Genomic DNA, 11,950 nt, shown 5'->3' on the forward strand with positions numbered 1-11,950 from the left:
CTGCATAACATCCTCCTTCGCTGCAGTTGACGCTTGAGATTCCACCGCGGCAAGGGCGGGGTCCATACCATTGGCCCGGCCGCAAGATCTTTATCTGGTTGAACAAGGGATGACGGTGCGGTCATATGTTCGGCCCGTGAACGCGGCGCCTGGCCGCAGGCCACGACGAAATCCGCGGAAGCAATCGCCCAATCAATTTCTTGCGCTCGAAGCGCAGTGAGTCAGGCGGTCTGATTGCTCCCGGGAATGACGTCATTCGGGGTTCATCCAGATTTGCACCTTGCCTCCTCGGCAGCCTTCTTCTTCCGCCGGAGAGCTCTTGAGATTAGGATTTCAGCATTGCGGCCGGCGCCTGATAGATGCCGCCTCTGACCAGCAAGGCCCAGATGGTGCGCGCGATCTTATTGGCGAGCGCGACCGATACGACCTTGACCGGCCGTCTTTGCAGCATGGTCCGAATCCAGAGCGGGACTTTCTCGTTTAGCAAGCGTGATGATAGAGGTCGCACCAACGATCAAGAGCGTCCGTAGTTGCCGATTTCCACGCTTTGATATCGCGCCGAGCCTTTCTTTTCCGCCGCTCGACTGTGCCCTCGGTGTGAGCCCGGTCCAAGCCGCAAAATCTCGTGCAGTCGCAAAATCGCGAGCATCCAAGACGGATGACCGCCTCACAAATGGCTTCAGCATCCGCCACGTCGGTCTTGTTTCGTTTGACGTAAGGCTTCACGTAAGCTGGCGGCATCATGCGGACAGAGTGCCCAGCGCCGCTATCTCGCGGGCCCAGTGATGGGCACTCGCACAGGCCTCCATACCTACCAAGCAAGCTGGGAGGCTCCGAAAGAAGGGTAGAACCTGCGATCGCCGCAATGTGCGACGAACCAAGACTTTCCCGTTTTCGGCGGTGCCGTGAACTTGAAAGATCGACTTGGCCAAATCCAAACCCACTGTGATAATTTTCTCCATGGAACGGTCCTTCCTTTGTGGCGCCTCTCTACGCGACCACGTTAGGCACTTTTGATGCCGGTTCGAAGGGCCGTTCCACACCATCACTTTTGATGCAGTTTTGGAGATGTCTGGCGCTTTGATTGGGGGAGAATCAGCGACCTTGGCGTGAGCACCGTGTGCGTCGAAATGATCGAACAACTCTGCGAGGATGATTGTGACTTGATAGTCGAATCCCCTGATCGCGATGACGCCGGTTGCCATGGAGCCTTAACTCATAGTTCTCGTACTTTTGACGAAGTCATTGATCGGTCGAGTACGTATCCCAAAATTTCCGCCTGGCGGCTGGCTCTGATCGTTATCGCCATGCCTTCCGTCCGGCCACCTTGGCAAACCGATGTCACGTTCTGCACAATCGACGCTCGCAGTCTTTGGCTCGGGTGCTCAAGATTGTAGCGAGCCGGTTGATGACCTCGTTGTCGAGGCCATCTTTCTGTGCGCGTGCACGAGTTTCGGCTACGACATCCGGAGGTGTGGTCCGGCCGGTTTCACATGTGGAGCAAGGATCTATCAGAGGCTCACCCCCGCTGCAGCCGACGCGAGCCATTGCGGTCGACGTGGTGGATGAAGCCTCCAGTAAAATCGTAGCGATGACTGCTACAATCCCGGCGGTTTGCTTGCTGCAGCGTCTGCTTTGGGCTCATCCGGAAGGCCGCGCACGAAGCTGATAGCTTGCTCCTGAAGTTCGGCCTCCAGCTTCGTCGCCTTGATACGGTCAACAATGAGATCACGATTGAAGGGCCGCGCCTTGTGGTACCCCTCCACGAACTCCTTGTCCTTTTCCGACAGACGAGCGAGCTTGGATACGATAATGTCTTCGGGACATGGCGCGACAGCCAGAACCTTCTTGTCGTCAACGTCGACCGTTTTGGTGATGGCGCGCTTATTCCAATCACCAGGAAGCCGCGCGGTATTCTCGTCGACCCCGTCGATATAGAAGCCGTGCTCGCGATGGAATTTTGAGCCCTCGCCGTAGAGAGCGTTTATCTCTTCTGAAGCCTCCGGATCGTCTTCAGGATCCAGCTCTTTCTGCTGAATTTCCCAAATCTTCGCGTTCTCCGGATAAGCGTCGATTTCGCCTGAGGTGCGTAGGACGACCGGTGCGTCGGGCCACGAAAGTAAGATGCTTTGGCTGCCAATGATGAAAACCTTGTCGGTTTTAAACAGCCGGGCAATCACCCTGACTGTCTCGACAAGGTCTTCTATAGTTCGAACAAACGAGTTTTGTGTCACGCCGCCATCCGCGGAAGTGCCGCGGTCTGATGGATCGCAGATCTCTCCGCAATCCGCTTCGCCGCCTTCCAGATACGACGGCGCAGAGTGTCATCCTCGAAGTTGATACCTTCCGCCAAAACGAAAGGCGAGGATAGACGCAGACGAGTCATCACTTCGTCGCGACTCGTCAAACGGCGGCGTACCGTAGATGGAGGAAAGCCAAGCATGTCCGACCACTCGCGAACGAAACTGTAACCTTCGAAACGTTGCGAGCTATGAGCCAAAGAATCCTTCGCCCTTTCGACCAGCGACGGGTCGCGACCGATCTGCCGCGCAATGAGCCGATGCATGATCAGCTTCGCGGTGTCGTTCACGTATTCCCGGTTGATCCGGACGCTCATGGTTCTCGACCAATACCTACCTCAGGGTGGAAAATAAGGCATCTACCCTTAAAAATCCAGCTACTCCCCAATCCTCTTGGACGGAGTATGTTCCCTCTCCGTTCAAGCTAGCAGTTCCAATAAGCCCGAGCAACAAGGCCGAAGCCCACCAAAATTTAGGAAACTCTCCTCCTACTTACAAAAAAACCATCAGAAGGATGATATTATCAAAATAAATCAATGGCTTATGGCCGCGCCAAAAGATAAACCTCAATTGACCCGAAACGGGACTGAGAGGCCATGCCGGCGATACGAACGGAGATATTTCGGAAGACCTTTACTACCTCGCCACAGGCAATCTCCTCGCCAATCCAGGCCTCTGGCGCGAACGCAGCCGAGACCGACAGCCTGTTTGGGTCTCCGCGACGGGCGCCGGCGAGCCTCTCTCGCGACTTCCAACCCGTCACGGCCAACCCGGCCGGCACTCTCACTCTCAATGACGACATGGCGGCCCGCGCAAGCGGAGAGAAATTCCGCGACCGTTCCGCAAGCGATGCGTCAGGGATGGAAGCCCGAGGGTGAAGACCCGGCGTCAGCCGGGCTTCAGCGAAGCCGACAGCCCGATCCCGCAGGGAGACGCCACCGGCTCACGGCTCCAGACTTCGCCGATCAGCTATTAGGCCCGATAGGGAATATCGGATCGACCGATGGGAAAGTTCCAGTCGATGCCAATGGGGAAGCATGGTGCGCAAGGTCCGCTCGGTGTCGGGCGGCGCCGCCGGACCGACGACGATCTCGGCGATCTTGTGCTCGACGCGAAGCGGCATTGGCTGGGCGATGTACGGAACGATCTCGCTACCGCGAAAGCGAGTCGTGACGTGCGGCGCGACGGCGGCCGGCGTTCCCATCATCAACAGACGAACCTCCTGCTCATGTTCATAAGCGGGATGCTTCGAGGTGAGGCAATTCCAAATCAGTGGCGAAGCGATGATTTCGCGGACGAACTGGTCCATGAAGGGGATGCCGATGGATTTGTCTTCCAACAGAGTGGCGTTGGCGTTCGCGGCCGCAAGGAAGATGGCTGCGGCTTCTTCGAGACAGGTGTGATGGCGGCCGCAGACGTCCGCAAGACTGTATCGTACCGGCCCGACAAATTCCGGAAGCTGACCCGGCGGTGGAGCGTCGGTGACGGCGAACAGCGACGGGGAAAGTCCGATGGCGACGCCGCGTCCGTTATCCGCATAGGCGCGCCACTGGCCGAGATCGTCCCGCGCGCGGCTGAAACAGGCGATGAAGAACTCAAGGTTAGGGGCGAAATTGTCGTGCCGAAAGAGATCGAGGAAGTAGTCGAGAAACAGCCGGACGCGGCCATCCGCTCCGGTGGAGATGTGGTGCGCCACGTCGCGGGCCATATCGATGCCGTGGGTCAGCTCGCTCGGATCGTTGAGATGGCGGTAGTCCGTGAACCAGATCCGGCCGGTTTCGAGAATGCCCTTGAGGCCGCGCATGTCGGTGTAGTGATATAGCGTCTGCGTGACCGCAGCGCCGTCCTGTTCCGCCTGCAGATGCCGGTTGGTCCAAGCCTTGAACGTCTCGATCGCCTGCCGAAGCTCTCGGGGCAACGACACTCGGCTGTGGTCGGGTGGGTTGGCTGCGGACATGGGACTGATCTCAGGCGGCGGGGTTGAGAAGACGCCGGCTCGCGTCCATCTCGAAATGGATGGGATCCCGGGTCGCCGCGAGGTCGAAGTAGCTCTGTCCTTCGACGAGGACCGGCCAAGCATACCAAGGCGACGTGCAGGTCGAGACCATATAGGTCTCGTCTGGCGCGTCGGCGCGGGCGGTGGCGATCGGAGGAACACCTCGGCGACGATGGAGACGTTGGTGAGCTGCACATCATTGTCGTCGAATACCAAGACGGTCCGGGCGGCGTCCGACTGTTTCCAGCGCGCCAGCTTCGGAAACTTTTTCTCGCAGGCGCGCGCGATGGGCTCGACCCGCGGCGTCTCGGCGCCGCGGGTGAGATGCTTGAGCTGGAAGCGGCCCTGCATCCCGGCGATGCCGTCGAAGCGTACCAGTGAGACCAGGAACGGCACGCCGCCCGGCTGGGCTGTCACGAGCGTGCCACGATAATCGGCATAGCGCCGTGGCGGCAGCGTCGGGGCGGTCGCGCTAATCCATGTGAGTAGCGCGGCCTGAATCTCCCGCACCTCGGGCATCCTGCGGTTAGTGAAAGCGTCGATCGGCAGATGCATTTCGATGACGACGCCATCGGCCAGCATGGCGGCTAGTGCTGTGGCCGCGGCCGCCTGAAGCGGCAGAAAGAGCGACGGTGCGCGGTTCTGGTGCGCCATGAAGCCGTCGAACGGCTCGATGCCGGTGTGCTCAAGGGCATAGAGCTGGGCGCCCAGACGGAACGTCATCTCGACGCGTGCATCGGCCGATGTTTCACCTGCTCTGTCGCGGACCCGCACGTCCGAGCGCCGCATGCGTTCGCGCTGCTCGAGATGCTGGATGATGCCCTCGCAGGTCTCGGTTTCGTGAAAAGCCAGCACCGCGACGCGCCTTATTACTGACGCTGGAAAGCGCCGGGCTGATTGCCGCGATTGCTGCAGACGTAGGTCCGCCCACTGGTCTCGCTCGAGATCATCACCGATCCACGGCGAGGCTGCAGCACGCCACGGATCGCGCGCTTGAAATCGGCCCATGACATATCCTCCGGCCGCTCGATCCGCAGCGCGGTCTTATGGGGCAGCAACTGCACATTCAGACCCCACGACTGCAGAACCCGCATAGCGCGGCGAATGTTGTCGTCGATCACGCGGTTGAACTCGCCGAAATAGGTACGCATCGCAATTTACTCCTCTTCTGAATCATCGGTGGCGAACGAGATCGCCACCGTCGCCAAGCCGTTGTTGCGGCTAAATGCAATCAGTACGCCTTCGCGGTTCAGCGCAACACGAATGGACTTCAGGGTCTCAGGGCGGGAATCGCGCCCCCGCTCCACATTGGAAATCGTGCCGGCGGAAAGCCCAGCTTGAGCCGCAAGCGCGCCTTGGTCCAAACCGGCCATCATGCGCGCCGCCGCGTACGTACGTCCGAGCGCTTGGCTGTTCGACAGGTTCAGCGGCATTCGCCCCATCCTCGCTTATCGACTTTTTTGTAATACCTTAATTATGGTCAAACTACGGCGTAAAATCAACGGCGGAACTTCTGTCGGGGCGGTGGCAGCGATGTGGGTCAAGCACTGGTGGCCCCTCCATTCGCGACGAGGTGACTCCTATCGATCATCGTCGAGAGCTGCGCGTCAGTGTTACGTTCTGATCCAGAGCCTGCGGGGATTCCGGCAATGCGTGGCGAGGCTTATGAACTATGAACTCCGACACATCCATCCGGCGTGGTCTGGTCATTCAAGGCGGCGGTGCCAAGGGCGCGTTTGCGCTGGGCTGCATGCAGGCACTGAAGAAGCACGGCATCGACTTCTCCGCCGTCGCTGGAACATCCGCAGGCGGCCTTTGCGCGATCATCTGGTCAACCGGCCAGGTCGAGGAAGGCGTCAGGATTTGGAAGGAGATTGACGACAGCGGCTTCTTCGGGCGCGCTCCGGATGGATGCCTGCGGCGGCTGGTCAAGATTCTATGCATCATCGGCAAGCTCTTCGTGAGCTACGTGAAGAATGTGGAGCCGGAAGGACGTCCACAGTATCGCCGTGATATTTTCTGTTCCCTTCTCATGGGGGTCCTTGCGTGGCTCCTGCTTTTCAATGTCCTCCCGTTATGGGGATGGCTGGTCGCCGCGTTGATCATCCCGGTCGTGGCGGTGTTCGCCTTTGCCAACGAACTGCCGGTGGTGGGATGGGACAACCGAGTGCGCCAACTGCTCGTTGATGTCATCGCGTTCGTTGCGACGACGCGGCTTCTCGTGTCGATCGCATGGCTTCTCATGGAAGCGGTCGAGATCGTAACACTCGAGACGCGCATCACGCTGACCGAGACGATCAGCAGCGGCATCGTTCTCGCGATGGTGCGCCTGCCGGTACGCATTCATTCGACACTCATGGAAGGGAAGCTGCTTGCTTCCCACATCAACCACTTCCTGCAGTCACCCTTGGCAATTCCCACCTATGTGACGGTCGCCCGGGAGGTGCCACCCAATTCGCCGCATTTTGCATTGCCGACACCGGGCGTGTTCGCCGCGCATTACGCAAAGTTGGACGGCGCGCCGGAGGCCGTGAGAGCACAATTCGCCTACGCGAGCGCGGCGCTGCCTTTCGGCATCTTCGCGCACGCCGAGATTGGAGGAACGACGTATGTGGACGGCGGCGTCGCCGATAACACGCCCGTGCTGCCAATGGGTCGGCATGGTGTGAACGAGGTCTGGATCATTTGCCTTCATCCCGACGCGTTCGATCTCGAAGAGCACCTGCGTAACGTCTATATGCAAACGATGTTTCTGCATGGCCCAACGAAGACGGCCGAAGGCCTCAAGGCAATGGAGGAATGGCTCAAGATCGTCAAGGTCGTCTACCTCGTGCCTCGCGTATTCCTTGGAGGGTTGCTGACAGGAACGCTGAACTTCAATAGGCGGCGGACGGAAGCGCTGCTTCGGCATGGCTACCGGATAGCAACGCGTGCGCTCCAACAACGTGCCTCGGGGATTGAACAACCGGCGCGGCGGTACCATCCGCACTTTGGAAGATGGACCCGCCTTAGACTACTGCGCCGAGCACTGCCGGCGTGCAGCATGTGGCGGCTTTTCGGTAAGGGCGATGCGAACCGCGAAGCGATGCGCGACTTCCACATCCCGCCCGGTGTGCGGCCAAAGCCCGGAGACGAAGGCAGCGCCTCGTGGTTCTGGTCGGTCGTCATGGTGTGGCTGCTGTTCATCACCGACGCGCTCCGAAACGAGTACCCGGTCAAGCGCGCCATCTGGGGTACCTTTGCGGCACTGCTCATGATCGTGCTGCCCACGTGGTGGGCTCGGCTAAAGCGGAATCTCGGAATCAGGACCTGAGTGCCGCTAGGAGATCGGCGCACTAGCAGTTACCTAGCTCGGTCGGCAGAGCCGACGCGCTGAAAAACGCGGTATTCAACCACGACATTTGGGGGCTATTCCTCAAATATCTCAACCTGCGGCTCACCGGCAGTCCCATGAACGAATCAACCCGCAAAGCGCCGCCGGCTAAAACGTTACGCCAGCTCTACGTTCTCTCAGGGAACCAATGTGCCAATCCGCGTTGCGCGACCGCGCTGATCAATGCCAACGGCACGCTCGTTGCGGATGTGTGCCACATCAAGGCAGAGAGCCCGGGTGGACCGCGCTTCGACAAAAGGCTGAATGCTGAAAGGCGGCGAGCCCCCGAAAACCTGATCCTTTTGCGCGCCACATGTCATACTCTCGTGGACCGGGAGCCTGACAAACATACGGTCAAGCTGCTGACCAAGTGGAAGCGCGACCGCGAGGATCGCTTTAGTGCCGTTGGCGACACATTACGGCAACGGTATGTCGGCGAGATCGTTGACGAAGCCGAAGACGGGACGATTTTCGTGCCGCGCACGTTAAAGCGGTACAAGCGCTATCTGGAGAAGGATCGAGTTTCGCACACCATCGGCGACCGAACGCTCGAAGCGATCAAGGATTATGTCGATCGCCTGCGGCATCTTTCGATCGCCGACCGTGAACTCATGCGTGCAATCATCGAGAAGGGAATTGCGCTCGTCGGCCGACGTGAGAGCGAGTTCGGCATCAATATTCATCCCGACGATCTCAAAACGATCCGGATCGACGACAAGCGATTATCAGATTATCGGATCAGCAAGCTCGGGAAGACGCTCGACACGTAACAGTCTTGGCGGCATCGATGTTGACGAAGAACCGACGCTTCACATCGGCGTTCCGGATGAAGACCTTGGGTGGTCCACGCTCAAGGAGTTCGTCGAGGGCAACGGTCGTACGCTCCGGGATCTCGTCTGCGATCTGAAGTTCAGCTTGCTCGATTAGGCGGACATGTTGCAGGACGTTCGCACGGGCGGTCGGCTGAATCGACTGCGGTGAAACGATCTAGGGGAAATAGTATGGCACTGGTCTGCGTGCTTGAGATCGAGAACTTTCGGGCGGTCAAAGGCCTTCGCTGGGTACCTGGGGCGGGAATAAATTGCCTGATCGGGCCTGGCGACAGCGGCAAATCGACAATCCTTGATGCCATCGATCTGTGTCTTGGCGCACGGCGATCGCTTTCCTTCACCGACACCGATTTTCACGGTCTCGATTTCGGCCATCCCGTCCGTATTGCGCTAACTCTCGGCGCCCTCGCTGCCCCCCTGAAGAACATCGACAGCTATGGTGACTTCCTCGTGGGCTTCGATGCGGCTACCGGACTGGTAGAGCCGGAGCCTGGCGCGGGACTCGAAACCGCGCTGACGCTGCAACTCACTGTCTAGGATGACCTCGAGCCCGAGTGGACGCTGGTCTCGCCCCGCGCGCAGGCTGCAGGTCGAACCCGCAATCTCAACTGGGCCGATCGCACGCGCATCGCGCCCGCAAGGCTTGGCGTCACCGGAGACATGCATCTGACGTGGCGACGCGGGTCGGTGCTGACCAAACTTACCGACGGCAAGGCCGACGCATCAAAGGAGCTAACGCGGGCGGCGCGTGAGATGCGCGACACCTTCGACCAGAAGGAACTCAAGGAGCTTGAGGAGCCGCTCAAGATCGTCAAGGCGGCTGCCGGGGATATGGGGGTGCCCGTTGGCGCCGCCGTACAGGCGTTGATCGATGCCGGCTCGGTCACCTTTACGGGCGGAACCATCTCACTTCATGACGAGGGCGGTGTGCCGTTACGTGCTCTTGGCCTTGGTTCGTCGCGACTGCTGATCGCCGCCTTGCAGCGGAAGGCGGCGGATCAGGTCACCACGTTTCTGATCGACGAACTCGAATATGGCCTCGAACCGCACCGCATCATCCGGCTGCTCGGCGCGAAGGAAGAGATGCCGCCGCTGCAGGTTTTTGCAACGAGCCACTCGCCGATTGCCGTCACCGAACTGAGCGCACACCAGCTTCATATCGTCCGCGCGAAAGGCGAACGACATACGGTCACTCGCGCAAGCGATGCAGGGAATGTGCAGGGCACAATCCGGGCTCACGCTCATGCCTTACTCGCTTCGTCGATTGTGGTGTGCGAGGGCGGAAGCGAAATCGGGTTGATGCGTGGCCTGGATCAGCACTTCACCGCGAGCGGGGAGACATCTTTGCCCGCCTGTGGCGCGGCTTTGGTCAATGGCAACGGCGATGAAACCTTCAACCGCGCGATAGCCATGCAATCCCTTGGCTACCGGGTGGCCATCCTGCGAGACAGTGACAAACCGGCTCCAGCAGCGGCTGAAAAAGCGTTTGTCGCGGGCGGCGGCAGCGTGTTCGCATGGGGTGGCAGGCGAGCGCTCGAACAGGAACTGTTCGCCGCATTGCCTGACGGTCCTGTGAGCGAACTGCTCGAGCTCGCTATCGAAGCGACGGATCGCGCGTTGAGCCTCAAGTGCCGGAGCGTGTTAGCCTACCGGCGAGCTTCACCAACCGAGGCCGCCATGCCCGTAAAGCCGCGCAGCTAAGGACCGTCGCCCGTCGTTCAGCGCTGAGGCGCTCGCGCTGTTTGCCGGGATCGAACGCATGCCGCAGCGAGGTCAGAAGTTCGAGGGTCGCTCGCGAGCGTTGGCTCGTCTGCTTGGCCCCGTCAGCGCATGGTGGACTGGAAACCATGTAAACGACCGCAGCGCCAAGCCGTGTCACCCGCTGGGATACGTCGCGCGCGAGGACTGGCTTCGCTGTCGCGAGGTGCGTGTCGCGCTGTTTGCGGCAGCCTCCGCGCGACGAGCGCTGGGCCGCCGAGCTGCTCAAGCGTCTGCTTGATGCCAGGTTGTCGCCGTTCGAACCCGATCCGGTTGCCGTATGCGAAGCCGCCGAGGCGAGGCCGAGGCGAAGCGCCGACGCCTCCGAAGTGACGCGGAGGATCCCGACATGCCGATAAGCTTACAGGCGCAGCCGCGCGGCGTTAATGGGTGCATGCCTCACAGGAGCCCCCGTCGCGACGCTCACCACGGATATGTCAGGAGGGCATATTGACCTAAGTCATGGTCGGCCGCTGGCCTCTTCAGGCTCTAAAATCAATTTGACGCCCCGGGTGCGGTTGATAGGGTTGGAATTGGGGGCGATGGGAGAAAGTTATGCGGGTTATTCTAGCGGCTGGTACACAGCGTTCTGGAAGCACATGGGTCTTCAATGTAGCTCGATTAATCTTGAGAACTCAGGACCCGAACTTAAAGACAGCATGGATCCACGATTATGTGCCGGGTACAGAAACGTCGGCGCTATTGAAAATTCACATCCCTGACGATCAATGGAGCGAGAGAGCGGAAACTGTACTAACTTGCCATCGCGATCTGCGTGATATTATCGTGTCCCTTCATGATCGTGGTTGGGTGAACAAGGACGATAAAGGCGCTGCTCTCGCCACTGCAAAAACTACGCGCGAATGTCATGAGTATTGGTCAGCACGATCCGACATTGATCTATCCTACGTCGAAATCATAAATCATCCGCAAACCTCGGCGCAGAGGATAGCGAGGGCTTGTGGGATATCTATTGACCCGAATACGGCTGCTCAAATTGTCCGCGAAGTAGATGGCCTCATTGATGGAGTTGCTTCTTACAACACGGAGAACCAGCTACACCCAAACCATCGGCGCGACGGTCGGATAGGTCGGTGGATTGGCAATCTGAATGCAGATACGGCCGAGGCAATCGTTTCCGATAATCGGGACTGGTTTGTTCGTTTTGGGTATCTTACTTGAACCTCAACTTCGCTGCGGCACCGTTGCGAACTCGCTGTCAAGCGGGATGCCGCAGCGCTCACCGCTTCGCCAGCTTGAAAACGTTGCTCGCGGCTGTCTCCAGCGCCGGTCCGAGCGACGGCAGGGTCTTGCGCGTGATCTCGTCGGTGAAGTCGAGGATCGACGCCGCATAGTGCTTACGGATCATCGCCTCGGAGGTGTCGTGGCACTTGGCGACAATGGCCGTGTTGGGTACCAGCGAGCAACATCCTCGTGATCGACGAATGCCGAAAGGCGTACATGCCGTAGACGGTGGGGTCGAGGCCGATGCTCTCGACGACGACGCGCACACCGCGCCGGTAGTCGCCGCTTGGACTGTTCTCGTTCCACGGCCTGTCGTCCTTGTATAGCAGCAGCGGCGCGTTGCTTGGCCTGCCCTTCGCCGCCAGCTTCAATAGTCGTCCGTTCTTTAATCGCGGGCACGGTGTCAAGCCCGATAGACAAAAATGATCCGCTGCCGGGTTCATGGTTC

The 11,950-nt window shown here is 59.5% G+C and carries 10 protein-coding genes and 3 pseudogenes; 5 read left to right on the forward strand and 8 right to left on the reverse strand.

What is annotated here, in order from left to right; all coding sequences use genetic code 11:
- Positions 1 to 325 precede the first annotated feature (325 nt).
- The 6 genes and pseudogenes from QSV46_RS38660 to QSV46_RS38685 form a co-directional block, all read right to left on the reverse strand.
- Positions 326 to 962, reverse strand: a pseudogene (locus QSV46_RS38660) (transposase).
- Positions 963 to 1,598: 636 nt separating this feature from the next.
- Positions 1,599 to 2,180 carry a DUF6036 family nucleotidyltransferase gene (locus QSV46_RS38665; protein WP_409997285.1) on the reverse strand — a complete coding sequence of 194 codons (582 nt, stop codon included), beginning with the start codon at positions 2,178 to 2,180 and terminating at the stop codon, positions 1,599 to 1,601.
- A gap of 50 nt (positions 2,181 to 2,230) precedes the next feature.
- On the reverse strand, positions 2,231 to 2,617 hold the full coding sequence (locus tag QSV46_RS38670; protein WP_314963948.1) for a hypothetical protein: 387 nt from the start codon (positions 2,615 to 2,617) through the stop codon (positions 2,231 to 2,233).
- 626 nt (positions 2,618 to 3,243) lie between these two features.
- Complete coding sequence (locus tag QSV46_RS38675) at positions 3,244 to 5,151, reverse strand: DUF2971 domain-containing protein (protein WP_314963949.1); 1,908 nt, start codon at positions 5,149 to 5,151, stop codon at positions 3,244 to 3,246.
- A 14-nt stretch (positions 5,152 to 5,165) separates the two neighbouring features.
- Positions 5,166 to 5,447, reverse strand: a complete 282-nt coding sequence (locus QSV46_RS38680) for a hypothetical protein (protein ID WP_314963950.1) — start codon at positions 5,445 to 5,447, stop codon at positions 5,166 to 5,168.
- Between the two features lie 6 nt (positions 5,448 to 5,453).
- Positions 5,454 to 5,729, reverse strand: a complete 276-nt coding sequence (locus QSV46_RS38685; protein WP_314963951.1) for a helix-turn-helix transcriptional regulator — start codon at positions 5,727 to 5,729, stop codon at positions 5,454 to 5,456.
- A 239-nt stretch (positions 5,730 to 5,968) separates the two neighbouring features.
- On the opposite strand from QSV46_RS38685, the gene QSV46_RS38690 reads away from it, so the two are divergent.
- The 5 genes and pseudogenes from QSV46_RS38690 to QSV46_RS38710 all read left to right on the forward strand — a co-directional run bounded on the left by QSV46_RS38690 (position 5,969) and on the right by QSV46_RS38710 (position 11,439).
- Complete coding sequence (locus tag QSV46_RS38690; RefSeq protein ID WP_314963952.1) at positions 5,969 to 7,609, forward strand: patatin-like phospholipase family protein; 1,641 nt, start codon at positions 5,969 to 5,971, stop codon at positions 7,607 to 7,609.
- Between the two features lie 137 nt (positions 7,610 to 7,746).
- A complete protein-coding gene (locus QSV46_RS38695; RefSeq protein ID WP_314963953.1) occupies positions 7,747 to 8,439 on the forward strand; it encodes an HNH endonuclease in 693 nt (230 codons plus the stop codon).
- A 231-nt stretch (positions 8,440 to 8,670) separates the two neighbouring features.
- Complete coding sequence (locus tag QSV46_RS38700; protein WP_314963954.1) at positions 8,671 to 9,036, forward strand: AAA family ATPase; 366 nt, start codon at positions 8,671 to 8,673, stop codon at positions 9,034 to 9,036.
- Between the two features lie 15 nt (positions 9,037 to 9,051).
- Positions 9,052 to 10,200 (forward strand): annotated as a pseudogene (locus QSV46_RS38705) (ATP-dependent nuclease); the annotation flags it as partial.
- 612 nt (positions 10,201 to 10,812) lie between these two features.
- The gene (locus QSV46_RS38710; protein ID WP_314963956.1) at positions 10,813 to 11,439 is read left to right on the forward strand and encodes a hypothetical protein; all 627 of its coding nucleotides are present in this window, start codon (positions 10,813 to 10,815) and stop codon (positions 11,437 to 11,439) included.
- Between the two features lie 58 nt (positions 11,440 to 11,497).
- Here the strand turns inward: QSV46_RS38710 and QSV46_RS38715 are convergent, their stop codons facing one another.
- Both QSV46_RS38715 and QSV46_RS38720 read right to left on the reverse strand, forming a co-directional pair.
- Positions 11,498 to 11,626 (reverse strand): hypothetical protein, encoded by a 129-nt coding sequence (locus tag QSV46_RS38715; RefSeq protein ID WP_314963957.1) that lies wholly within the window; start codon positions 11,624 to 11,626, stop codon positions 11,498 to 11,500.
- Positions 11,616 to 11,950, reverse strand: a pseudogene (locus tag QSV46_RS38720) (hypothetical protein); the annotation flags it as partial. The gene QSV46_RS38715 and the pseudogene QSV46_RS38720, both read right to left, overlap by 11 nt.

The organism is Bradyrhizobium cosmicum (assembly GCF_032290525.1).
GTDB lineage: Bacteria > Pseudomonadota > Alphaproteobacteria > Rhizobiales > Xanthobacteraceae > Bradyrhizobium > Bradyrhizobium cosmicum_A.

Bases quoted from the DNA above. Each gene is read 5' to 3' on its own strand.
- QSV46_RS38670 (WP_314963948.1), bottom strand. From the start codon at position 2,617: ATGAGCGTCCGGATCAACCGGGAATACGTGAACGACACCGCGAAGCTG.
- QSV46_RS38680 (WP_314963950.1), bottom strand. From the start codon at position 5,447: ATGCGTACCTATTTCGGCGAGTTCAACCGCGTGATCGACGACAACATT.
- QSV46_RS38685 (WP_314963951.1), bottom strand. From the start codon at position 5,729: ATGCCGCTGAACCTGTCGAACAGCCAAGCGCTCGGACGTACGTACGCG.
- QSV46_RS38690 (WP_314963952.1), top strand. From the start codon at position 5,969: ATGAACTCCGACACATCCATCCGGCGTGGTCTGGTCATTCAAGGCGGC.
- QSV46_RS38695 (WP_314963953.1), top strand. From the start codon at position 7,747: ATGAACGAATCAACCCGCAAAGCGCCGCCGGCTAAAACGTTACGCCAG.
- QSV46_RS38700 (WP_314963954.1), top strand. From the start codon at position 8,671: ATGGCACTGGTCTGCGTGCTTGAGATCGAGAACTTTCGGGCGGTCAAA.
- QSV46_RS38710 (WP_314963956.1), top strand. From the start codon at position 10,813: ATGCGGGTTATTCTAGCGGCTGGTACACAGCGTTCTGGAAGCACATGG.
- QSV46_RS38715 (WP_314963957.1), bottom strand. From the start codon at position 11,626: ATGATCCGTAAGCACTATGCGGCGTCGATCCTCGACTTCACCGACGAG.